The sequence below is a fragment of the Pseudomonas sp. Ant30-3 genome (assembly GCF_000690905.1).
Lineage (GTDB): Bacteria > Pseudomonadota > Gammaproteobacteria > Pseudomonadales > Pseudomonadaceae > Aquipseudomonas.
Genome location: NZ_JMCL01000053.1, coordinates 1 through 22,234, shown reverse-complemented (window position 1 = coordinate 22,234; position 22,234 = coordinate 1). Strand labels below are relative to the sequence as shown.

The window sequence follows — 22,234 nt, the reverse complement described above, 5'->3', positions numbered from 1 at the left end:
ATAACCCCCTACTACCTCAGCGCCGCTCCTGATTCCTCGGCCAGCTCAGGCTGAAACACGCGCCGCCCAGGCTCTTGCTCTTGCTGATCAACGCCCGTCCGTCGTGCCAGTGAATAATCCGCCGCACGATCGACAATCCCAGCCCATGCCCGCCCGACGCCCGGGTTCGGCTGTCATCAAGGCGCAGGAATGGCGTGAAGATTTTTTCCCACGCCGATTCCGGCACGCCTGGCCCGTCGTCTTCGATGTCGACTCGACAACGCTGCTGGCCAACCTGATAACTGACGGTCACCCGCGACTGCGCATGACGCATGGCGTTGCCTACCAGGTTCTGAATCGCGCGGTGCAGGTAACGCGGCTCGGCCTCGACCCAGGCGTCGTCGCAATCCGCCGCTGACAGGCACAAACCGCGCTGCACGCTGACGTCGGCGCGCAACGGCGCGAGCTCTTCGATCACTTGATTGACCAGCGCATCCAGATCAATGCGCTGGAAATTCAGCGCCGGCGAGCCCTGCTCCAGCCGTGCGTACGTGAGCATTTCATCGACCAGCTTGTCGAGATCTTCGATGTCGTGGTCCATGCCCTCGCGATACTTTTCCAGTGCCTGAGGCGTGGTCGCCGAGCCGATCATCTCCAGGCCGAAACGCAGGCGCGCCACCGGCGTACGCAATTCGTGAGACACCGCGCGCACCAGTTCACGCTGAATCGCCAGCAACTGCTGCAGATGCTCGGCCATGCCGTTAAACGCCGAGGCCAGACGCCCGACCGAGTCGGCGCCGCGTGTCGGCACGCGGGTTTCCAGGCTGCCCTTGGCGATGCGTGTGGCGGCGGCTTCAAGACCGCGCAGGCGACGTTCCAGTTGTCGCACCAGCAAGTAGACAATCAGGCCGATCAGGCTCAGACCGAGGGCCGCGATCAACACCAGCCATTGCGGCGGATACGGGTTCATCTGATACAGCGGCCCGATTTCCAGGACCCACGGTGTGCCGACCATGCCGGCAAACACCCGGATCGAATCACCGCCCTTGCCCAGCGCCATCACCGTATCGCCCTCGGAAACCCGGCGGCTCTGGTCTTCATCCATGTCGGCCTGATCGACCGTGACCAGGCGCAAATCGAAGCCGAAGCCCTTTTCTTCCTTCAACTGCGCGAGGCGTTTGGGCTGATCGGCCACGGGCACGCGCACCAATTCGTCGGCGAGCAAATAAATGGTCGCCCGCGCCAGCTGTTCGCTGATCTGCTGCACCTCACCCGTGAGGACAAGCTGCTCCTTCTCGCTGACCAGCCGATAGACCTTCGCCGCATGCGGCCCGGTTTGCTCAACCAGCGCCTGACCGCGCAGCACACGGGTGCGCTGGGTGAGATCGAGATCGGTCTGGGCGAACGTCTTCAGCCCCAACGGAATCCCCAGCAACCGCTCCCAGCCCAGAATCGCACGGTGGCGCTGGGTTTCGTTCATGGGTTGCAGGTTGTCGGCCATCAGCGAAAACGTTCCGTGGGCCAGGCGTTCGCGGTATTGCTCGCTACGCACCTGATTGAGCAGGTGCAAGGCCAGCACGCCGAGCACCGCTACCAGAATCAGCGCAGCGCACATGCCACCGTAAATGCGCAGAAAGATCGAGTTCACAACGAAGCGTCTACGCAGGCTTCAGGGACGAACAGATAGCCTTTGCTGCGGATGGTCTTGATCAGGCGCGGATGCTCGGGGTCGTCACCGATTTTGGGGCGAATGCGCGAGATGCGCACGTCGATCGAGCGGTCCTGGCCGTCATAGCCGATGCCGCGCAGAGCGGTGAAAATCTCTTCGCGAGACAAGATGCGCCCGGCGTTGGCGACCAATAGCCAGAGCAGATCGAATTCGGCGCTGGTCAGTTCGATGCCGTTGTCGTTCAACCAGGCCTCGCGCAATGCGTTGTCGACGACCAGCGGTCCAAATTGCAAACGCCGTTGTTTTTCCGGCGCCGCTTCGGGTGCCTCGCTACGCCGCAGCAGCGCCTGAATGCGCGCCAGCAACAGGCGCGGGCGCACGGGTTTGCACACGTAATCGTCGGCCCCCAGGTCGAGGCCGAGAATCTGGTCGGTGTCGTCGGTGCGGGCCGTGAGCATCAGGATCGGCCCGTCGTAGCGGTCGCGAACCTTGCGGCAGATGCTCAGGCCATCTTCGCCGGGCAGCATCAGGTCGAGGATCACCAGGTCTGGTTTCTCATTGATGATGCGCGCCGCCGCGCGTGCGCCATTGCCCTCGATCGAAACACGCAGGCCATTGGCTTCCAGGTAATCGCGGGTCAGTTCGGCCAGTCGCTGGTCATCCTCGACAATCAATACCTGCCAGGCTTCTTGCTCCACGGTGACCTCTGCTAGCCAACAACATCAATAAAGAAGGATCCGCCCGTCTTTTTGTAATGATTGGGGAGGATAAGAATGCGTGTGCATCGGCCGATTGTATAAACGCCGGCCGCCGAGAACACAAGCCGATAAATGCATCCGAAAACGTCGATTTTTCTGTGATCAGGTTCGCGCCCTTGAAAAACCGACGGACCGTTTCCAATCACTGAAAAACCCTGAAAAAGGGTCCGCTCCAGTAGCGTCGCGGCTTACACGCACGTTCCACCTTTCACACACAATTTACGCACAGGCTTATCCACAGGTAGTACGTTGCAACACCCCCCAAAACGCATTATCTTGTAGCCCGTCGCGAAAAAAACCCTACATGTAGGGTTTTAGCTTAAAAGACCAACCACATTTCAGACCAGAAACTCAAGCGCTTTAATTGCCTGTTTAGGGTTGACCAGCGTGATTTTTCAAGCCCATACCGCCTCTGCGGATGGCACCGTTTTTCAGGCCAAAAATTGCCGAAACGGTACGGGTGTTGCAGTAAGACTCACACCCTGAAAGGAATCCGGTTTCGGGCCCAGGCTCGGCACCAAAGACTTCGGCACGGAAGCGGCATCATTAGCTTTTTCCTACTGTCCCGAAGTGGTTATGCCCGACGCCTGTCGGTTGTAGTGCTTCAGGACAGAACGGTGGGCACCGTGATGGTGCCCAAACAAACATAGAGAATGTGGAGACAACCCCCCATGCAAACCGACACAACTCGCGAGAACCCGCAGGGCACCTTGCCGCAGGCCGCTGATTCGACTTCGGATCTGTCCGCCACCGCGCCTGGCCAGCTGCGCGTGATCAAGCGTAACGGCACTGTCGTTCCTTATACCGACGACAAAATCACCGTCGCGATCACCAAAGCGTTTCTCGCAGTTGAGGGCGGCACCGCTGCCGCTTCGTCGCGAATCCATGACACCGTGGCGCGCCTGACCGAACAGGTCACCGCAACGTTCAAGCGTCGCATGCCATCGGGCGGCACCATCCACATCGAAGAAATCCAGGACCAGGTCGAACTGGCCCTGATGCGTGCCGGCGAGCAGAAAGTGGCGCGCGACTACGTGATCTACCGTGACGGTCGTTCGAAAGAACGCGCTGCCCACGCGCCGGCCGAGGAAGCGGTCAACGCTCACCCGTCGATCCGCATCACTCGCGCCGATGGCACTTTTGCGCCTCTGGACATGGGTCGCCTGAACACCATCGTTACCGAAGCGTGCGAAGGCCTGGAAGAAGTCGACGGCGACCTGATCCAGCGCGAAACCCTGAAAAACCTCTACGACGGCGTGGCCCTGACCGACGTCAACACCGCTTTGGTGATGACCGCCCGCACCCTGGTCGAGCGTGAGCCGAACTACTCGTTCGTCACCGCCCGCCTGCTGATGGACACCCTGCGTGCCGAAGGCCTGAATTTCCTCAACGTTGCCGAAAGCGCGACCCACCACGAAATGGTCGACCTGTACGCCAAGGCCTTGCCTGCTTACATCGCCAAGGGTATCGAATTCGAATTGCTGAACCCGATCCTGGCCACTTTTGACCTGGAAAAACTCGGCAAGGCCATCAACCACGAGCGCGATCAACAGTTCACGTACCTTGGCCTGCAAACCCTGTACGACCGTTACTTCATCCACAAGGACGGTATCCGCTTCGAACTGCCGCAGATCTTCTTCATGCGTGTGGCCATGGGCCTGGCGATCGAAGAGAAGAACAAGGAAGACCGTGCGATCGAGTTCTACAACCTGTTGTCGTCCTTCGACTACATGTCCTCGACCCCGACCCTGTTCAACGCCGGCACCCTGCGTCCACAGTTGTCGAGCTGCTACCTGACCACCGTGCCGGATGACCTGTCGGGCATTTACCACGCGATTCACGACAACGCCATGTTGTCGAAATTTGCTGGCGGCCTGGGCAACGACTGGACGCCGGTTCGTGCCTTGGGTTCGTACATCAAGGGCACCAACGGCAAATCCCAGGGCGTCGTGCCGTTCCTGAAAGTGGTGAACGACACCGCCGTCGCCGTTAACCAGGGTGGCAAGCGCAAAGGCGCTGTGTGTGCCTACCTGGAAACCTGGCACATGGACATTGAAGAGTTCATCGAGCTGCGCAAGAACACCGGTGATGATCGTCGTCGTACCCACGACATGAACACCGCCAACTGGATCCCTGACCTGTTCATGAAGCGCGTCTTCGATGACGGCCAGTGGACTCTGTTCTCGCCATCCGAAGTGCCGGACCTGCACGATCTGACCGGCAAAGCCTTCGAAGAGCGCTACGAATACTACGAAGCCCTGTCCCAGTACCCGGGCAAGATCAAGCTGTTCAAGACCATCCAGGCCAAAGACCTGTGGCGCAAAATGCTGTCCATGCTGTTTGAAACCGGCCACCCATGGCTGACCTTCAAAGACCCGTGCAACCTGCGCAGCCCGCAGCAGCACGTCGGCGTGGTTCACAGCTCGAACCTGTGCACCGAGATCACCTTGAACACCAACAAGGACGAGATCGCCGTTTGCAACCTGGGCTCGATCAACCTGCCGAACCACATCGTCAACGGCAAGCTGGACACCGCCAAGCTGGAACGCACCGTGAACACCGCCGTACGGATGCTCGATAACGTGATCGACATCAACTACTACTCGGTGCCGCAAGCGAAGAACTCCAACTTCAAGCACCGTCCGGTCGGTCTGGGCATCATGGGCTTCCAGGATGCGCTGTACCTGCAGCACATTCCTTACGGTTCCGACGCTGCCGTCGAGTTCGCCGACAAGTCGATGGAAGCGGTCAGCTACTACGCGATCCAGGCTTCCTGCGACCTGGCCGACGAGCGTGGCGCTTACGAGACGTTCCAGGGTTCGCTGTGGTCCAAGGGCATCCTGCCGCTGGATTCGCAACAGATCCTGATCGAGCAACGTGGCCAGAAGTACATCGACGTTGACCTCAACGAATCCCTCGACTGGGCACCGGTTCGCGCCCGTGTACAGAAAGGCATTCGTAACTCCAACATCATGGCCATCGCACCGACCGCGACCATCGCCAACATCACCGGCGTGTCGCAGTCGATCGAACCGACTTACCAGAACCTCTACGTGAAGTCGAACCTGTCGGGCGAATTCACCGTGATCAACCCGTACCTGGTTCGCGACCTGAAGGCTCGCGGTCTGTGGGACTCGGTCATGATCAACGACCTCAAGTACTACGACGGTTCGGTGCAGCAGATCGAGCGCATCCCGCAAGAACTCAAAGAGCTCTACGCGACTGCGTTCGAAGTGGACACCAAGTGGATCGTTGACGCGGCCAGCCGTCGTCAGAAGTGGATCGACCAGGCTCAATCGCTGAACCTGTACATCGCCGGCGCTTCGGGCAAGAAGCTCGACGTGACCTACCGCATGGCCTGGTACCGTGGTCTGAAAACCACTTACTACCTCCGTGCCCTGGCCGCGACCAGCACCGAGAAGTCGACCATCAACACCGGCAAGCTGAACGCTGTTTCCAGCGGCGGCAACCACGGTGACGATTCGGTGCTGGCAGCGCCAGCCGGCCCTGCTCCAGTGCCGAAGGCTTGCGCCATCGACGAGCCGGATTGCGAAGCTTGCCAATAAGCTGAGCCGGTAAGCGCTGCAAGGCGCTGACCTCGAAACCCCCGATCAGTCTTGTTGATGGTCGGGGGTTTTCTTTTGCCTATACAAATGTGCTGGCCGGTACGACGCCATCGCGGGCAAGCCACGCTCCTACAGGGTTCGTATCGTTTGATGATATGTGAGCACCAAAAATCTTGTGGGAGGCACTGACGGTCTGGCGCCATCGCGGGCAAGCCATGCTCCCACAAGTTTCGTATCGTTTGATGGATTTGTGAGCACCATAATTCCTGTAGGAGCCTGGCTTGCCAGCGATGAGGCCCTCCCCGACCACACAAAATCCTGACCCCGCGATAAAAATCCCGCCCACAAAAAAGCCCCTCTCTCGAGGGGCTCCTTGTGCAGCATTTTCAACCCACCCGCATCAAGCCATCTGAATGATGGTCTGCATGATGGTGCTCTGGGTGGAGATGGTCTTGGCGTTCGCCTGGTAGTTGCTCTGCGCCTTGATCAGGTCGACCAGTTCGCTGGTCAGATTGACGTTGGACTCTTCCAGCGCGTTGGAGCGGATCTGGCCCAGGGTGCCGGTTTCCGGCGCATCGTAGCCCGGGATGCCCGACGAGTAAGTCTCTTTCCAGCTGGTGCCGCCCACTGCCTGCAGACCTTGCTCATTGGTGAAGCTGGCGAGCGAGATCTGGCCGATCGGCTTGGTCTGGTAGTTGCTGAAGTTAGCCAGCATCACACCGCTGCCGTCGATGGTCAGGTTGGTGATCTGGCCAGTGGCATAACCGTTCTGCGCCGGGATCGAACGCGCGGTATCGGCGTTGAATTGGGTGGTGTTGCTCATGGAAATGGTCACACCGTCCGGGTTCGCCGCTGCGCCGTTGGCCGTCCACACACCGTCAGTAACAGTGCCTGGGACCCAACCGGTGACTTTCAGATCAGGGCTGACGATCGGGGTCGGGGTAGCTGGCGTGGTAACGGAAACCAGTTTGCCCGAGGTGTCGAAGACCATGGTCGACGGCACTGGACCGGTCACTTTAGGATCGCTGCCGTCAGGGTTGCGGCCATCGATCAGGGTGTAAGTGTCCCAAGTGTTCGCGCCCGTCTTGACCATGTACTGGTCCATCTGGTGCTGATTGCCCTGGCTGTCGAATACCGGCGTACTGAACTGCTTGGTGAAGGTCTCGGTCTTGGTCGGATCGAACAGGTTGGTGACAACGGCCTGATCGATCACCGGTGCGGTGGAGTTCAGGTTGATCGTCGAGGACACCACGCTGGTGGACTTAGGCGCGAGGTTTGACGTATCGATGCGCAGGTCGGTGAGGATGCCGTTCTGGATCTTGCCATTGGCATCCACGCCGTAACCCTGCAGACGCGCAGAGCCGTCGCTGTTGGTCACGTAACCTTCCTTGTCGACCTTGAACGTGCCGGAACGGGTGTAAGACAACGAACCGCTGTCGTTCAGCACGAAGAAACCGGAGCCATTGATGCCCATGTCCAGCACGTTGCCGGTGTTGTTGATGTCACCCTGGGTGAATTGCTGGGCCACGTTGGCCAGGCGCACGCCACTGCCGACGGTCTTGCTGCCCGAACCCAGCTTGGTCGCCGAGTAGACATCTTCGAATTCTGCACGGGACGATTTGAAACCGGTGGTCGCCACGTTGGCGATGTTGTTACCGGTCACGTCCAGTTGTTTATTGGCTGCATAGAGACCGCTAAGGCCGATATTGAAAGACATATTCCACTCCTTTTGCCGGGTTAGTCGGCTCTATATACCAATGGTTTGAACTTTGGACAGGGCAATGCTGCCCAGCCCGGCCAGATTGAGCATCAATTCGCCGCCCGTCTGGCTGATCGTTACGCTGCTGACAGTCGCTGGCAGATTGGTTATCAGCGAGGTCGCCTTGTTGTCGATGTTGGCAGTGGCCGCAAAGGTATAAGTACCCGCCGGTGCCACTTCGCCCGCATCAGTCTTGCCGTCCCAAATAAAGCTGGCGTTGCCCGCCGACTGGCTGCCCATGTCGATGGTGCGGATAACCTTGCCTTCGGTGTTGGTGATCTTCAGCGTCACCGCATCCAGCGAGACCGGCACGGCAACGGTGCCGTTCAGGCTCTTGGAGGTATCGACCACGGCCTTGTCGCCCGGCGCGATGACGGAACGTCCGACCAGCGACGACGCCTGCAATGCCTGAGACGAGTTGTAGTTGCCGGCAATCCCGGAAACCGTGTCGTTCAGTGTGGTGATGCCTTCCAGGCTGCTGAACTGCGCCAACTGGGCAACGAACTCGCCGTTGTCCTGCGGCTCCAGCGGGTTCTGGTTTTTCAATTGCGTCACCAGCAATTGCAGGAACGCATCCTTGCCCAGTTCCTTCTTGCCCGTGGCGGTGCCGGTGGCCGACGCCAGGCTATCGTCTGTGGTGTTGGTCTTGATCGACGAATTGGCCAGGATGTCGTTGAGGCTGAAGCCACTGGTGGAATCGGTAACACTCATCTGAGTCGCCCCTTATCACTGACCGAGGGTCAGGACCTTCTGCATCATGGCTTTGGCGGTGTTCATCATTTCGGCGTTGGTCTGGAAAGAACGGCTCGCAGAAATCATGTCAGCCATCTCTTCCACCACATTGACGTTGGGGTAGTAGACGTAACCCTTGGCATCGGCCGATGGATGGTTCGGCTCGTAACGCGCATCCAGATTGCTCTGGTCTTCGACCACGCCCAGCACCTGCACACCCTGCCCTGCAGCGTCCTGGTTCTGAAACAGCGAATCGCTGCCGCCGGTCTGGCCGCCCTGGAACATGGTGGCGAATACCGGATGACGCGCGCGGTAGGTCTGGTCGATGCTCGACGAGACCGTCTCTGCGTTGGCGATATTACTGGCGACGGTGTTCAGGCGAGTGGTCTGGGCACTCATGCCGCTACCGGCAATGTTGAAAACGCTGGCGAGGGACATGAATTATTCTCCACGAAGGGCGGAAACCAGCCCTTTGAATTTGCTGTTGAGCAGGGTGAAGCTGGCCTGAAAGTTGACCGCGTTTTCGGCGTAGTTCGACTGCTCGATTTGCGCGTCCACGGTGTTCTGGTCGATCGACGGCTGCATCGGCGTGCGATACATCAGCGACTCGTCGCCATTGCCCAGGCCTTCGGCTTCGATATGACGGTTATTAGTCATGTTCAAGGCGAAAGAGCCGGTCTTGGTTTTCTCGTTCTGTGCGGCAAGCACTTTGGAGAAGTCCAGATCCCGAGCCTTGTAGTTCGGGGTGTCGGCGTTGGCGATGTTGTTGGCCAGGACTTCGGCACGCTGAGCGCGGAAGCCCAGGGCTTTTTCGTGGATACCGAGCGCTTTATCGAAGCTGATGCTCATGTCGGGAAACCTTTGGGTGACCTGAATTTTCGTAAGTGAGACATAGCAAGCTGCGTGCCAATTTGAAAACGCCCGGAAACCGGGGCTTTGCGGGGAGCGGCGAAGCGGCAATGCCAGAAAAGCGGCAACGGATGTCCGCCGCCCGCCGCTTTTCTGCCGCTTATCACCCTCCAAAGAACACGACCTGCCCCTTGTAGGAGTGAGCCTGCTCGCGATCGCGGAGTTACAGCCGATAACATGTCGACTGACACGACGCCATCGCGAGCAGGCTCACTCCTACAGTGGCAGCGGTGCCAGGGAGGTGGTTGGCAGGCAAAAAAAAACGGGAGCCGCTGAGGACTCCCGTTTTTCGTACCGCCAACCATCACTTCGCCTGGTAAATAATCCCCGGGCTGCACTGGACCATCTGGTAATGATCCGGCAAACCGTTCAGCGCTTCGGATGCGCCAAGGAACAGATAACCACCACGCTTCAACGTACCGTGGATACGCAACAGAATGTCCTTCTTCACCTCGGCAGAGAAGTAGATCAACACGTTGCGGCAGAACACGATGTCGAACTTGCCGAGGCTCGCATAGCTGTCCAGCAGGTTGAACGAGCGGAACTCCACGCGGCTCTTGATCGGCGCCTTGATCGCCCAGCGTCCCGCCCCTTTCGGGTCGAAGTAACGCTGCAGACGCTCGGGCGACAAACCACGGCCGAGCGCCAGGCTGTCGTACTCGCCGGTCTTGCAGTTGGTCAGCATGGTGCCGGACAAATCAGTGGCAACGATTTGCACACCGGACTTCAGCTGACCCATGTTGACCCGCTCGAACTCATCGATCGACATCGACAGCGAATACGGTTCCTGCCCCGACGAACACGCCGCCGACCAGATACGCAGACGCTGGCCCGGAGCGGCCTTGATCGCTTCCGGCAGCACCTTGTTCTTCAACACTTCAAACGGATAGGTGTCACGAAACCACAGGGTTTCGTTGGTCGTCATGGCGTCCACCACCATCTCGCGCAAACCGCTGCGCGGCTGGGTCTGGATGCGTTGAACCAACTCACCCAACGACTTGATGCCTTGCTGCTCCATCAGTTTGTTGAGACGGCTCGAGACCAGATACTGCTTGTTTTCACCGAGCAGAATGCCACAGGCTTTTTCCAGGAAGACCCGGAACTGTTCGAAATCCAAATTACCCGTAGACAAAGATGCCGCCTCTTAAATCGTGTTGACCGCCAGGGACAGAAGGTCCCTAGCTGTTATCTGCTGCTTTGATCCGGTTGACTACCCGGGATGCCAGGTCATCAGGACGGAACTTGGCGAGAAAGTCATCGGCGCCGACTTTCTTGACCATCGCCTGATTGAACACGCCCGACAACGAAGTGTGCAGGATGATGTGCAATTTTTGCATGCGTGGGTCGCTGCGGATTTCAGCCGTGAGTGTGTACCCGTCCATTTCCGGCATCTCGATGTCGGAAATCATCATCAGGAACTCTTCTTCCGGCTTCTTGCCCTCGTCAACCAGCTTGCGCAGGTAATCCAGCGCTTGCCGACCGTCGTTCAGCGCCACCACTTCGACACCGACTGTCTGCAGACAACGCGTGACCTGCTTTCGTGCCACTGAAGAGTCATCGACCGTCAATACCCGCAACGACAATGCCTTGTGCTGGGTTTCGACATCGACCACACCCACCGAAATCGCTTCCGGCGTTGGCGCTACTTCGGCCAGCACCTTTTCGACGTCGATGATTTCGACCAACTGATTGTCGACCCGAGTCACCGCCGTCAGGTAGTGATCGCGTCCGGTGCCCTTGGGCGGCGGATGGATCTCTTCCCAGTTCATGTTGACGATACGTTCCACCGAGCGCACCAGGAAACCCTGCGTCTTGGTGTTGTATTCCGTGATGATCACGAACGGATTGCTTTGATCTTTCAGTGCACCCGAACCGGTCGCCATCGCCAGATCGAGGATCGGAATGGTCGCCCCCCGGATACTGGCCACACCGCACACGACGGGACTGGACTTGGGCATCAGGGTCAGCTTGGGGCATTGCAGCACCTCGCGAACCTTGAACACGTTGATCCCGTACAGCTGCTGCCCGTCCAGACGGAACAACAACAGCTCAAGGCGATTCTGCCCCACCAGTTGCGTGCGCTGGTTTACTGAATCCATTACCCCAGCCATGCCCAGACTCCTACATCAACGCTCTAAGTGTGTTGCGACGCACATTCATCACTAAACGGCACGGCGCTTGCTTTTTAACCCGTATGAACTCAGAACCGACATTTTTCCGACGCCTGACATCAACCTTGCGCAGATTGCTCTGTGCGATGTCGGCCGTCTGCCTGTTCAACGCTGGCAGCCCTGCCCATGCTGACGCGGTTACCTTGCCTGATATGCTTATCGGCGTGACCCAGGGCTTTCTTGAATTCACCGTAGAGGACTATCTGGCAACCAGTCAAACGGAAGGCCGATACGAGATACAGGTCAACCAGCTTGATCCAAGGTTGCGTATGCCCATGTGCGACAAGGAATTGACAGCCTCTCTGGAGAGTCCGGCGAAGCCGCTGGGACGGGTAACGGTCAAGGTTCGCTGCGAGGGTGCCTCGCCCTGGACGGTGTTCGTACCCGCTCAAGTCCGCCTGTTTCGAGAGATTGTGACGACCACTCGTCCGTTAAGGCGTGCCGATATTGTTCAGCCTGAAGATGTCGGCATGCGCGAGCGTGACATCAGCCTGATCAGCCAGGGCTACCTGACCACGCTGGACCAGGCGATCGGGCAACGATTGACCCGACCAATGGTCGCCGATCAGGTCATTACGCTGGTTCATTTGGAGCAGGCGGAAGTCATTCGCAAAGGTGATCAGGTCGTGATCACCGCCCGTAGCGGCACACTCAGCGTGCGCATGCCCGGCGAGGCCATGGCCAACGGTGGCATGAGCGAGCAGATTCGCGTAAAAAACCTTAACTCCAAGCGAGTCATCAAGGCGCAAGTCACCGCGCCTGGCCAAGTGGAAGTGTCCATGTAGGATTCTCTGCCGGTGAAAAGTGGCGTTGCCCGAGGCTGTTCCCTAAACTGTGCCTATGCAAAGAATTGCTGGCGCGTGCGGACTCATTTCTTGAAAAATGAGCCTAAAGTTTTCCAAGGGAGAGCCGAAAACATGGCAAGCGTCCAAATACCTAGAGGTTTTTACGATCATGGTCATTGATTTCAGCCGTTTAAACAGCTCCTCGCCACTAACGGGCACTACACGTACCAGCGCCACCAAGGACGTTGCCGAAGCAGGCAAATCCGCGCCGCTGACTACCCCGGCCGAACAGGCCAATGCCACCAAGAGCGGGGAATCGGTACACCTCAGCAATGAGGCTCAACAGTTGCAGAAGGTCACTGACAAGCTGCGCGATCAGCCCGCCGTAGACAAAGCCCGTGTGGCCGAGTTGAAAGCCGCGATTGCCGATGGCAGCTATAAAGTCGACAGCAACCGTGTAGCCAGCAAACTGCTCAACTTCGAAGCCCAGCGCTAGGCCACCGCCTGCGCCAGGCTTTTGGACGCTTAAAACCCAAGGCCAGCCATGCACGACACTAATCTACTGCAACTGATCACTGACGACTTTGCTCCAGCGCAACATTTGCTGGAGTTATTGCAAACCGAGTCCATCGCCTTGCACGGTCGCGACATGCCTCTGCTCGAAGAAATTCTGGCGCGCAAGCAGGCATTGATCATTCTGCTCGAACAGCATGGCCGCAAGCGCAGTGAACTCCTCGCCAGTCTCAACTTGCCGACCGATCGCAGTGGCCTGGAGCAACTCGCCAGCCAATCAAGCATCGGCGATGAGTTGCTGGCGCAGAGCGACGTCCTGACCGATCTTCTGGCTCAATGCCAGGCGGCAAACGGCAACAATGGCCAATCGATTCTGGCCCAGCAGGCGGCGACCGCCAATCAGCTGAAAATCCTCACCGGCGGTGAACCGCCAGCACTTTATGATGCCCGTGGATCTACCGCCAAGCTGTCGAAGCCTCGGCCGCTCAGTCAGGCTTGAAGCTGCTATTGCCCTCGCCCTATCAAGACGCGACACTTGCTGGCAATATACTGGCCAGCCGTAGTCTTATTCTGTCTGGAGATTGATGAACCGTGTCCAATGTCCTCAACGCGGAAGATGCGCCGCAGCCACCCAAGGTGCTCAGCACACCGTTGGAAATCTCCGGCAACCTGCGCCAGCTGCAAGAGAGTCACGATCCGCTGATCATCACCTTTCTGGAGCGTACCCATCGTTTCCAGAGCTATCTGGTTGATGTTGACCGGGACAGTGGCACCATCGCTTTCGATGAAATGATCCCGCGTGATGGCGAACGCTTTTTGCTGGCCGGCGAACCGTTCAAGGTCGAAGGTTTTCACGACGGTGTGCGCATCGCCTGGGACAGCAACGGCCCCTTGAGCCTCGATGAATCGGGCGACAGTCGCTGCTACCGCGGGCCTTTGCCTGACGAGGTGGTTTACCACCAACGTCGCAATGCGTTTCGCGCAGCGTTGAAACTCGCGCAATTGGTGAGCGTCGATCTGGACGGCGAGAAGCTGAAGAAACCCATCAGCGGCAAGCTGCTCGACATCTCGGCTACCGGTTGCAAGTTGCGTTTCGAGGGTGACATCACCAGCAGTTTGCAGCTTGGTCAGGTTTACGACCGCTTCGCCGTTGACCTGCCGTTTGGCAAGATGAGTGCTCCGGTCGAGTTGCGTTATCTGCACTTTGAAGAAAAAATCTCCACCACCTTCGCCGGCATCCGTTTTCATAACATGAGCGGCCTGGTGCAGCGTCAAGTCGAGCGTTTCGTCTACCAGTTGCAGCGTGAAGCAAGGCGCTTCGACAAAGACGATTTCTGATACGCAGCCTCCATCAAAAACGGGCAGTCCCTTGCGGTGACTGCCCGTTTTTTTATGCCTTCGCTTTTATCACGCCAGCAGGTTAAGGCCTGGCCTCGGTAAAACTCTGCTCGCGCCCCGCGTCCGGGTCTTCCGGCGGCGTTTCTGTCTCGGGCGCAGGTTCCGGCTCTGGCTCTGGCTCTGGTTCCGGCTCAACAGGGTTATGCATCTGATCGTGCACCACTTGCTCATCAACCCGCGGGTCGAGGCAGGCCACCAGCGGCGAACTCGACATGCTGTCTGGCATGGCGACGTGATGCAGCGGCGCATCCTCCACCTGATGCAGGTTAGTGACCGCTTTCGGACGGATTCGCCAGACCAGCACCAAGGCAAAGAAACTGAAGAACGCATAGAGCATCTGACTGCCCAACACTTTCATCAATACACCGGCCACCAACGGTCCGATGCTCGCGCCAATGCCGTAAGTCACCAGCAGCATGGCTGTCAGCGACACCCGTCGATCTGCCTCGACATGGTCATTGGAGAACGCCACCGCCAGTGGATACAGGCAAAATTTCACCAATGAACAGATGAAGCCAGTGACGAACAAGACCTCCAGCGGCACATCTTTCATGATTGCCAACGGCAATGCCGCTACGGCGAGCACCAGCGCAAAACAGCGAATCAACAGCGCTCGGTCATATCGGTCAGACAGCCAGCCCAACGGCCACTGCACCAGTAGCCCGGCAAAAATGCAGCTACCCATGAACAGACCGACCTGTTCGGTGCTCAGCCCCTGTTGCGAGGCATACAGCGGCGCCAGACCGTAGAACGAGCCGATGATCAACCCCGCGCCCATCACCGTGCTCAATGACTGCGGCACGCGTTTCATAAAGAACCGCGGTTCCATGGGGGCCGGATGCAGTGCCGCCGGGTGAATCCGCTGGGTCAACGTCACCGGCACCAGGCACAGGGCGAAGCACAGCGCGACCAGCATCAGCAGCTCCGGACCGAGGGCCGGGTGCATGACCAGAATCAGCTGGCCCAGCACCAACCCCAGATAAGACGCGATCATGTAGCCGCTGAACACCGCCCCGCGTTGCGACGCTTCAGCCTGCTCGTTCAGCCAGCTTTCGATGACCATGTATTGGCACATCATGCCGAGGCCGACGATGACCCGCAGGAATATCCACGCCGGCAGCCAGTCCACCAGACCATGGCCCAGCACCGCCGCGCCGACGATCCCGGCGCAGGCCGAGTACGCTCGAATATGCCCGACCCGGGCGATCAACCGGTGGCCGATCTTGCCGCCCAGCACCAGGCCAAAATAGTTGGCCGCCATCAACGCACCGACCCACAGGCTGTCGACATTGTCGGCAGCCAGGCGCAGGGCAAGGTAAGTGCTGAGCAAACCAGAGCCGATCAGCATCATCAGCGAGGAGAAATACAGCGCTCGAAAAGGTTTCCAGATTTGTCGCATCGGCGTTCCGAGCGGCTCCTTGCAGTGAGTCACTCTGTGGGAGCAAGGCTTGCCCGCGATGACGGTGTGTCAGTCAACATGAATGTTGAATGTACCAACGTCTTCGCAGGCAAGCCTCGCTCCTGCAGAAATGGAGTTCGGGCTATCCGAAAAGATAGCCTGATGACGACGAATCGTCAGGCCTGGGCGGCCAGAACACGGCGCTCCCAGGGAGTAATTTCATCGAAGAAGCTGGTCAATTCCATGGACTTCGAAGCGACGTAGCCTTCGATGAACTCCGTGCCAAACAGTTCCTTCGCCAATTGACTACGCTTCAGACGCTCGAGAGCGGCGTGCAAGGTACACGGCAACGAAAGATTGTCCGGCACCTCGAATACCCCCTGAATTGCCTCGCTGGGCTCCAGTTTGTGCTCGATGCCATATAAACCGGCGGCCAGGCTCGCGGCAATCGCCAGATAGGGGTTGGCGTCGGCGCCCGGCAAGCGGTTCTCGACCCGACGAGCGGCCGGCGAACTGGCCGGAATGCGCAATCCGGCGGCGCGGTTATCGTGCGACCAGCAGGCATTATTCGGCGAGGCGAACGGATGGCACAGGCGCTGGTACGAGTTGACGTTCGGCGCAAACAACGCGGTGAAGTCGGCCATGCCGGCCTGCTGGCCGCCGATAAAGTGACGGAAGGTGGCGGTCGGTTCACCGTTGTCGTCGCTGAACACATTACGCCCGCTGCCGATCTCGACGATGCTCTGGTGAATGTGCATCGAGCTGCCCGGGGTATGCGCCAGCGGCTTGGCCATGCAGACCACCGTCAGGCCATGCTTGAGCGCAACTTCCTTGAGCAGATGCTTGAAGAGGAAGGTCTGGTCGGCCAGCAACAACGGATCGCCGTGCAGCAGATTGATCTCGAACTGGCTGACGCCCATTTCGTGCATGAAGGTATCGCGGGGCAGATCGAGCGCCGCCATGCATTCATAGACTTCACTGAAGAAGGGACGCAAGCCGTTGTTGGAGCTGATGCTGAACGCCGAATGACCGTCTTCGCGTCGGCCGTCCAGACCCACCGGCGGCTGAAAGGGTTGGTTGGGATCGGTGTTCGGCGCAAAGACAAAAAATTCCAGCTCGGTCGCCACCACCGGCGCCAGGCCCAGCGCCGCGTAACGGGCGATGACCGCTTTGAGCTGGCCACGGGTCGACAGGTTGGAGCTTTCGCCGGTCAGCTCATCGGCGTCGCAGATGGCCAGGGCGCGTGGTTGCTTGCTCCAGGGCAAGCGGTGGATCTGTGCAGGGTCGGCGATCAACGCGAGGTCGCCGTCATCGCTGCCGTAGAACCGTGCCGGCGGATACCCACCCATGATGCATTGCAGCAATACGCCCCGCGCCAGCTGCAAACGTCGTCCTTCGAGGAAACCCTCGGCGGTCATTACCTTACCGCGTGGTACGCCGTTCAAATCCGGCGTGACACATTCAATCTCATCAATGCCGGTCAATCGCTGCGCGAGTGAACCCTGGCCATCGGTTGTCATGACGCAATCCTTGTTTTTGTGCGAGCCGCGAACGGCGACCCGCACAAAATAGGCTCCGCGTGTTCAGAATATCAAGCAGCTAAAACAAAAAGAAATATCAAGGCAGACACAGGCGGAACACGCCGCCGCCCAAGGCTCCGCCATTGCTGATTGCGGTGTGCCCGCCAATGCCATTGCGCTGATGTAACGCGGCAATGCGACCGGCGAAATACAAGCCCAACCCTGTGCTGCCACTGCTGTGGTTGATGCCTTGCACGTAATCGGCCTGCCGCTCGATCATCTCCGGCGGGTAACCCTCACCGTCGTCATTGACCGTGAAAATCAGCTGACCGGCTTCATCGCTCACGCTGATCAGCAGCGCATGGCGTGCGAAACGAATGGCGTTGTTGATGGTGTTGGCCAGCACTGAGGCGATCAATTCGCGGTCGAAAAAACCCAGCGGGCACAGCGGATCGACCTCATAGGTGGCCATGATCCCGCGACTGGCAAATACGTCCTGATGGCAGGCGAGTTGCGCTTCGATGAAGTCGTCCAGCTCGTGATATGCCGGTTGCAATGGCATCTGATTAACGCCGAGTTTGTACAACCCCAGCAGTTGCACCAGCATACTGTTGAGGTGGGCGAATTCGAAGTCGATCACGCCTTGCTCCGGCGTATTGCGCGCGGAGTCGGGCAAGCGCGTCAGCCATTGGCTATGGGCCTGCATCAACATCGCCAAGGAATTCTTCATGTCGTGCACGGTGGAGGCGATCACCGTGGAAAAATCGAGTGCCGGGTCGTCGTGATTCATTCGCCGAACGCCTTTTGTTTCAGTTTCTGGAAGCGCGCATGACGCGCGTCGGTATCAGGCATCAGCCCTATCGTTTTCAGGCAGGCCCGACATTCTTCGAGCTCCGCCGACGGCACACTGGTGTCGGTGCCGTGCAGCAGCGACTGGGCCATGTTCAGCGCGATACTGATGTTCTTCGGCTGCAGCGCCAAGGCTTTGCGGAATACCTCACGCGCTTCCACCAGATTGCCGGTTTTGTACACCCGCACGCCCTGCCGGTTGAGGTCGGCTGCCGCGTTACCGGAATTGAGGATGCTCGGGTCGTCGGTCAGCTTGGCAATGCCCTGCATCACCGCGGGGTCGTCACCGTAAATTTCCGCGCAGTTTTTCAGCATCGAATTACCGGCTTCAGGCTGGCCAAGCACCTGCAACTGCTTGGCCACCAACAACGCAGCTTCGGCGCTCATGAACTGCTCCATGCCATCGAGTCGCTGCATCGCCTGCTCCGTGAGCTTCTCGGCGGTTTCGGCGTCGTTGAGCAGCAGGCTGGTGGCTTTCATCAATCGAGCCCGGATTTGCAGGCCCGGATCGGTCGGGTTGTCCTTGGCCACTGCACTCAGCGTGGTGTTGATCTCCAGCCGGGTGCGCGTATCCAGGCCCTTGTCACTGCCTTTGCTGATCAGCGCATGAGCCAGGCCAAGGTTGCTCTCCGCGTCCTTGAAACGTGACTGCGCGCCTTGGCTCACGGCCTGACGATAGGCTTTGGAGGCGGTCTCGAAATCTTCGTTGGCCATCGCCAGTTTGCCCAGCAGTGCCTGACGACGCACCGCCAGCGGTGAGAGGCGAATCGCCTCCTCGAGAATCTCCTGCGCAGCCTTGCTGTCACCTTCGGCTATCAGCACATCGGCCATGCCGTCGTACAGCGCCGGCATCATCGGGAACACTTTCAGGGCTTTCTCGTAGACGCCTTTGGCCTGGCTGATCTGGCCGCGCTTGTGCAGCAATTTACCCAAACCCGCGAACGCCCAAGGCTGCGGTCGATCAGCGATGATGCTGTCATAGAGACGTTCCAGCGCTTCGTTCTGGTTGAGATCACGCAACGCATCGGCGCGGTAACGCAGACATAACGGTGAATAGCGCGCGTCCTGTTTGCACAGGGCAATACACGCATTCAACACCTCTACCGGTTTGCCGCGATCCAGCGCTTGCAGGATCGGCTTGAGCAACGTCTTGCGCTGTTCGAGCCGCTCCAGCCGTTGCGCCAGTCCCGCGCGGTTGAACGGCTTGGTCAGGTAAGCATCGGGCTCATGTTCCAGGGCACTGAGCACCATCGCCTGACTGGTTTCGGCCGTGACCATGACGAACACCGCTTCATGGCTGATCAGCTTTTCGATCATCAGGTCTTCAAGCACCTGCTGCCCGTTCTTCTTGCCGTCGCCCAGGTGGAAATCCTGCAGGATGAAATCGTAGGCCTTCTGTGAACACATGCGCAGCGCCTGCTCGCCAGTGTCAGCAGTGTCCACATCCTTCACGCCCAACTCGCGCAGCATCGACCGCACGGAACTGCGGAAATCCGAGAAATCATCGACGATCAGAAAACGCTTTTGGTGATACGACAGCATCGAGGATTTCCAGACAATTTATTGGAGAGGGTCATGACTGTTCGGGTTATCGGCCAGCGGAGGTATTTATTGAAGTCGCGGGGGATGAGATTTTGCGTGTGGATGTTGATCGGGTCGGTGGTAAGTCAGGTGACAATTTGAGGCACAAAAAAGCCCCGTGAGGATTGCTCCTACGAGGCATTTTTGAGATCAATCAGGCAGTGCCCGCACTGCCGCTGGCCTTGCGGGGCGTTTTGATCTCGCGAAAAAACATTCGCCGATATTCAGAAGGTGACGTGCCGAGGTGAAGGCCGAATTGCTGCCTCAACGACAAGGGAGTTCCAAAACCCGCTTCACTGGCAACACATTCAATCGGCAAGTCAGTCGTTTCCAGGAGTTCTTGCGCTCTGACAACGCGCTCAGCGTTCAACCATTGCGAGACGGTACTGCCCGTTGCCTCTTTGAATTTGCGAGTAAACGTGCGCCTGCTCATTTTCGCCCTGTCCGCCAGGACGTCGAGCGACAGATCACTGGCAAGATTCATCCGGGCCCATATCAGCACATCCGACAGATGAGTCTCGCTGGACAGTTGCGGCACGGGATGCTCAACGTATTGAGCTTGTCCGCCCTGCCTGTGCGGCGGTGTCACCAGCATCTTCGCTGTGCGATTCGCCACATCAGCACCCAGTCGCTGGCGGACCAGATGAAGGCAACAATCGATCGCCGCCACGGTTCCGGCAGAGGTCACGATATTGCCATCGCTGACGTAGAGCACCTCGGGCCTGAAGCGAACCGCAGAAAAGCGTCGCGCAAACTCGTCCCGGACGGCCCAGTGCGTGGTTGCCTCCTTCCCATCCAGTAACCCGGCATCGCCGAGCACAAATGCGCCCAAACATAGCCCGACGATGAGCTTTCCCTCGGCATTAGCCTGCTGGAGCGCCTGAACAAGCGTTGCAGATGCAGCAACCGATTGATCACCCCACGCTGGAATGACAATGACCTCAGCGGTCTTCATCAGCTCCAGACCTTGAGTGACCTCCAGGCCAATGCCTTGGTCGCAACTCACCATGCCCGGCGTTTCCGCACAGTAACTGACCTCATATTGAGGTTCATCCTGCGCGGATTGAGCCGTCCCCAGCACCACTCCCGGCACAGATAGATGAAACAGGCTTACGCCGTTAAAAGCCAGAACGGCAACACGTATGGATTGCATCAGGCAGCCTCAGGGAAGATTCGTCAGTTGGCCCGATTATATCGCAATATGTCACTCGGGCCACTGTCAGGCTTCAAAGTATTCGGCAAGAATGGTGTTCTCGACGTATCAACAGGATTAATCAAATGAACTTCAGAACGCTTCCTCTTGCTCTCAGCCTTGCTTGCGCGGCTGCCGCCACACCCGCATTTGCAGGCTCAAACGTCTCCAATGCGCCAGATGCATCCCATAAGGTGGAGTTGCAGCAAGTTCGTAATGCCACGGTGAAAATCACCTACGGCGGCACGACCTTCCTGATCGACCCGATGCTGGCCAAAAAGGGAGCCTACCCAGGGTTTGAAAATACCTACCGCAGCAACCTGCGCAATCCGCTGGTTGATCTGACCGAATCGCCCGCAGAAGTGATCGCCGGCGTCGACGCCGTCATCGTCACGCATACGCACCTTGACCACTGGGATGATGCTGCACAAAAAGCGCTGCCCAAAGACATCCCACTGTTCGCTCAACATGAAGAAGATGCACAGCTGATTCGCTCCCAGGGTTTCAAGAATGTGCGGGTATTGACTGGTGAAGCTGAATTCGGCGGCGTCAAAATCACCAAGACCGGTGGTCAGCATGGCACCGACGAAATGTATGCCGTACCCGCGCTTGCGAAACCTCTGGGCGAAGCCATGGGCGTGGTTTTTCAAGCGCCAGGCTACAAGACGCTCTACCTCGCCGGTGACACTATCTGGCGTAAAGAGGTCGACCAGACCATCGAGAAATATCACCCCGAGGTCATCGTGCTCAATGCCGGGAAAGCAAAAATGACCGGCTTTGAGGGTGCGATCATCATGGGTGAAGAGGACGTTCTGCGCGCTTCAAAGGCCGCCAAAGACGCGAAAATCGTCGCCGTGCACATGGACGCCATCAACCATATGTCCCTGACCCGTGAAGAATTGCGCACCTATGTCAAGAAGCAGGGTATCGAGAGTCGCGTAGATATTCCGGAAGACGGCGCATCGCTGGCGTTCTGATTCTTTACGTTCAGCCGCGGTGGTCAGCAGGCCGCCGCGGTTGTTTAATCGGGCAATAACTAAAGGTTTACAAATACTGATTTAACGAACATTCAAAGGGTAGGAGCATCGCGGACCATGATTTCGCTCCTGTGCTTGATCCATCGCCATCCTCGCCCTTCCTTCCCGAAGGTGCGAGCCCGTCCGTGGCAAGATCTCCTGCTCCATATCATTCTGGCTTTTTGCACCCTGTGGCACTGCCGTCATGCGCGCCCACCAGACACAGCCCTCGCATTCATGTGAAACCGTTGCCGAACACGGCCGAACACAATCCAATGAAGAGCGAACCCATGACCGCCATGAATAATGCCGTCATCCCCGCCGCCGAGCGGACGAATTCCTATTACAGCGCAACCCTCAAGCATGAGACCGACTACCCGACCTTGCAGGGTGAAGTGAGTGTTGACGTCGTCATCATCGGCGGTGGGTTTACGGGCG

General features: G+C 58.4%; 19 protein-coding genes and 1 pseudogene. 7 read left to right on the top strand and 13 right to left on the bottom strand.

Features of this window, described 5'->3' with window-relative positions; all coding sequences use genetic code 11:
* Positions 1-16: 16 nt before the first annotated feature.
* Together DU29_RS0113505 and DU29_RS0113500 are read right to left on the bottom strand one after the other, a co-directional pair.
* On the bottom strand, positions 17-1,627 hold the full coding sequence (locus DU29_RS0113505; RefSeq protein ID WP_028622200.1) for an ATP-binding protein: 1,611 nt from the start codon (positions 1,625-1,627) through the stop codon (positions 17-19).
* Positions 1,624-2,346, bottom strand: coding sequence for a response regulator (locus DU29_RS0113500; protein WP_028622199.1), 723 nt, complete (start codon positions 2,344-2,346; stop codon positions 1,624-1,626). The genes DU29_RS0113505 and DU29_RS0113500 overlap by 4 nt, the downstream gene beginning before the upstream one ends.
* Before the next feature lie 731 nt (positions 2,347-3,077).
* On the opposite strand from DU29_RS0113500, the gene DU29_RS0113495 reads away from it, so the two are divergent.
* Positions 3,078-5,972, top strand: coding sequence for a ribonucleoside-diphosphate reductase subunit alpha (locus tag DU29_RS0113495; protein ID WP_028622198.1), 2,895 nt, complete (start codon positions 3,078-3,080; stop codon positions 5,970-5,972).
* A gap of 400 nt (positions 5,973-6,372) precedes the next feature.
* Here DU29_RS0113495 and flgE read toward each other — a convergent pair whose 3' ends face one another.
* From flgE to DU29_RS0113465, 6 genes are all read right to left on the bottom strand, one after another.
* A complete protein-coding gene (flgE, locus tag DU29_RS0113490; RefSeq protein WP_028622197.1) occupies positions 6,373-7,689 on the bottom strand; it encodes a flagellar hook protein FlgE in 1,317 nt (438 codons plus the stop codon).
* Between the two features lie 30 nt (positions 7,690-7,719).
* A complete protein-coding gene (gene flgD / locus DU29_RS0113485) occupies positions 7,720-8,442 on the bottom strand; it encodes a flagellar hook assembly protein FlgD (protein ID WP_028622196.1) in 723 nt (240 codons plus the stop codon).
* A gap of 15 nt (positions 8,443-8,457) precedes the next feature.
* Positions 8,458-8,901: a flagellar basal body rod protein FlgC gene (gene flgC / locus DU29_RS0113480; protein ID WP_028622195.1), complete on the bottom strand. Its 444-nt coding sequence runs from the start codon at positions 8,899-8,901 to the stop codon at positions 8,458-8,460.
* 3 nt (positions 8,902-8,904) lie between these two features.
* On the bottom strand, positions 8,905-9,312 hold the full coding sequence (gene flgB / locus DU29_RS0113475; RefSeq protein WP_028622194.1) for a flagellar basal body rod protein FlgB: 408 nt from the start codon (positions 9,310-9,312) through the stop codon (positions 8,905-8,907).
* Positions 9,313-9,676: 364 nt separating this feature from the next.
* The gene (gene cheR / locus DU29_RS0113470) at positions 9,677-10,504 is read right to left on the bottom strand and encodes a protein-glutamate O-methyltransferase CheR (protein WP_028622193.1); all 828 of its coding nucleotides are present in this window, start codon (positions 10,502-10,504) and stop codon (positions 9,677-9,679) included.
* Positions 10,505-10,550: 46 nt separating this feature from the next.
* Complete coding sequence (locus tag DU29_RS0113465; RefSeq protein ID WP_028622192.1) at positions 10,551-11,483, bottom strand: chemotaxis protein CheV; 933 nt, start codon at positions 11,481-11,483, stop codon at positions 10,551-10,553.
* A gap of 83 nt (positions 11,484-11,566) precedes the next feature.
* Here DU29_RS0113465 and flgA point away from each other — a divergent pair, with 83 nt between their 5' ends.
* From flgA to DU29_RS0113445, 4 genes are all read left to right on the top strand, one after another.
* Entirely contained in the window at positions 11,567-12,328 is a 762-nt protein-coding gene (gene flgA, locus DU29_RS0113460) for a flagellar basal body P-ring formation chaperone FlgA (protein WP_028622191.1), read from the top strand.
* Between the two features lie 169 nt (positions 12,329-12,497).
* Positions 12,498-12,824 (top strand): flagellar biosynthesis anti-sigma factor FlgM, encoded by a 327-nt coding sequence (flgM, locus tag DU29_RS0113455; RefSeq protein WP_028622190.1) that lies wholly within the window; start codon positions 12,498-12,500, stop codon positions 12,822-12,824.
* Positions 12,825-12,872: 48 nt separating this feature from the next.
* On the top strand, positions 12,873-13,340 hold the full coding sequence (locus DU29_RS0113450) for a flagella synthesis protein FlgN (protein WP_028622189.1): 468 nt from the start codon (positions 12,873-12,875) through the stop codon (positions 13,338-13,340).
* 92 nt (positions 13,341-13,432) lie between these two features.
* Positions 13,433-14,179 (top strand): flagellar brake protein, encoded by a 747-nt coding sequence (locus DU29_RS0113445; protein ID WP_028622188.1) that lies wholly within the window; start codon positions 13,433-13,435, stop codon positions 14,177-14,179.
* 82 nt (positions 14,180-14,261) lie between these two features.
* On the opposite strand, the gene DU29_RS0113440 is transcribed toward DU29_RS0113445, so the two are convergent.
* The 5 genes from DU29_RS0113440 to DU29_RS0113420 form a co-directional block, all read right to left on the bottom strand.
* Positions 14,262-15,638, bottom strand: a complete 1,377-nt coding sequence (locus DU29_RS0113440) for an MFS transporter (RefSeq protein WP_028622187.1) — start codon at positions 15,636-15,638, stop codon at positions 14,262-14,264.
* Positions 15,639-15,814: 176 nt separating this feature from the next.
* The gene (locus DU29_RS0113435) at positions 15,815-17,056 is read right to left on the bottom strand and encodes a glutamine synthetase family protein (RefSeq protein ID WP_177326959.1); all 1,242 of its coding nucleotides are present in this window, start codon (positions 17,054-17,056) and stop codon (positions 15,815-15,817) included.
* A 199-nt stretch (positions 17,057-17,255) separates the two neighbouring features.
* A complete protein-coding gene (locus DU29_RS0113430) occupies positions 17,256-17,948 on the bottom strand; it encodes a sensor histidine kinase (RefSeq protein WP_028622185.1) in 693 nt (230 codons plus the stop codon).
* Complete coding sequence (locus tag DU29_RS0113425; protein ID WP_028622184.1) at positions 17,945-19,549, bottom strand: tetratricopeptide repeat-containing response regulator; 1,605 nt, start codon at positions 19,547-19,549, stop codon at positions 17,945-17,947. The genes DU29_RS0113430 and DU29_RS0113425 overlap by 4 nt, the downstream gene beginning before the upstream one ends.
* Positions 19,550-19,742: 193 nt before the next feature.
* Positions 19,743-20,741: a GlxA family transcriptional regulator gene (locus DU29_RS0113420; RefSeq protein ID WP_028622183.1), complete on the bottom strand. Its 999-nt coding sequence runs from the start codon at positions 20,739-20,741 to the stop codon at positions 19,743-19,745.
* Positions 20,742-20,866: 125 nt separating this feature from the next.
* On the opposite strand from DU29_RS0113420, the gene DU29_RS0113415 reads away from it, so the two are divergent.
* Both DU29_RS0113415 and DU29_RS1000000132335 read left to right on the top strand, forming a co-directional pair.
* The gene (locus DU29_RS0113415) at positions 20,867-21,757 is read left to right on the top strand and encodes an MBL fold metallo-hydrolase (protein ID WP_028622182.1); all 891 of its coding nucleotides are present in this window, start codon (positions 20,867-20,869) and stop codon (positions 21,755-21,757) included.
* Between the two features lie 329 nt (positions 21,758-22,086).
* A pseudogene (locus tag DU29_RS1000000132335) lies at positions 22,087-22,234 on the top strand (FAD-binding oxidoreductase); the annotation flags it as partial.

What these genes read in the sequence shown, in the direction of transcription:
- DU29_RS0113495 (WP_028622198.1), top strand. Translation starts at nt 3,078, where the DNA reads ATGCAAACCGACACAACTCGCGAGAACCCGCAGGGCACCTTGCCGCAG.
- flgE (WP_028622197.1), bottom strand. Translation starts at nt 7,689, where the DNA reads ATGTCTTTCAATATCGGCCTTAGCGGTCTCTATGCAGCCAATAAACAA.
- flgD (WP_028622196.1), bottom strand. Translation starts at nt 8,442, where the DNA reads ATGAGTGTTACCGATTCCACCAGTGGCTTCAGCCTCAACGACATCCTG.
- flgC (WP_028622195.1), bottom strand. Translation starts at nt 8,901, where the DNA reads ATGTCCCTCGCCAGCGTTTTCAACATTGCCGGTAGCGGCATGAGTGCC.
- flgB (WP_028622194.1), bottom strand. Translation starts at nt 9,312, where the DNA reads ATGAGCATCAGCTTCGATAAAGCGCTCGGTATCCACGAAAAAGCCCTG.
- DU29_RS0113465 (WP_028622192.1), bottom strand. Translation starts at nt 11,483, where the DNA reads ATGGCTGGGGTAATGGATTCAGTAAACCAGCGCACGCAACTGGTGGGG.
- flgA (WP_028622191.1), top strand. Translation starts at nt 11,567, where the DNA reads ATGAACTCAGAACCGACATTTTTCCGACGCCTGACATCAACCTTGCGC.
- flgM (WP_028622190.1), top strand. Translation starts at nt 12,498, where the DNA reads ATGGTCATTGATTTCAGCCGTTTAAACAGCTCCTCGCCACTAACGGGC.
- DU29_RS0113450 (WP_028622189.1), top strand. Translation starts at nt 12,873, where the DNA reads ATGCACGACACTAATCTACTGCAACTGATCACTGACGACTTTGCTCCA.
- DU29_RS0113440 (WP_028622187.1), bottom strand. Translation starts at nt 15,638, where the DNA reads ATGCGACAAATCTGGAAACCTTTTCGAGCGCTGTATTTCTCCTCGCTG.
- DU29_RS0113435 (WP_177326959.1), bottom strand. Translation starts at nt 17,056, where the DNA reads ATGACCGCCGAGGGTTTCCTCGAAGGACGACGTTTGCAGCTGGCGCGG.
- DU29_RS0113430 (WP_028622185.1), bottom strand. Translation starts at nt 17,948, where the DNA reads ATGAATCACGACGACCCGGCACTCGATTTTTCCACGGTGATCGCCTCC.
- DU29_RS0113425 (WP_028622184.1), bottom strand. Translation starts at nt 19,549, where the DNA reads ATGCTGTCGTATCACCAAAAGCGTTTTCTGATCGTCGATGATTTCTCG.
- DU29_RS0113420 (WP_028622183.1), bottom strand. Translation starts at nt 20,741, where the DNA reads ATGCAATCCATACGTGTTGCCGTTCTGGCTTTTAACGGCGTAAGCCTG.
- DU29_RS0113415 (WP_028622182.1), top strand. Translation starts at nt 20,867, where the DNA reads ATGAACTTCAGAACGCTTCCTCTTGCTCTCAGCCTTGCTTGCGCGGCT.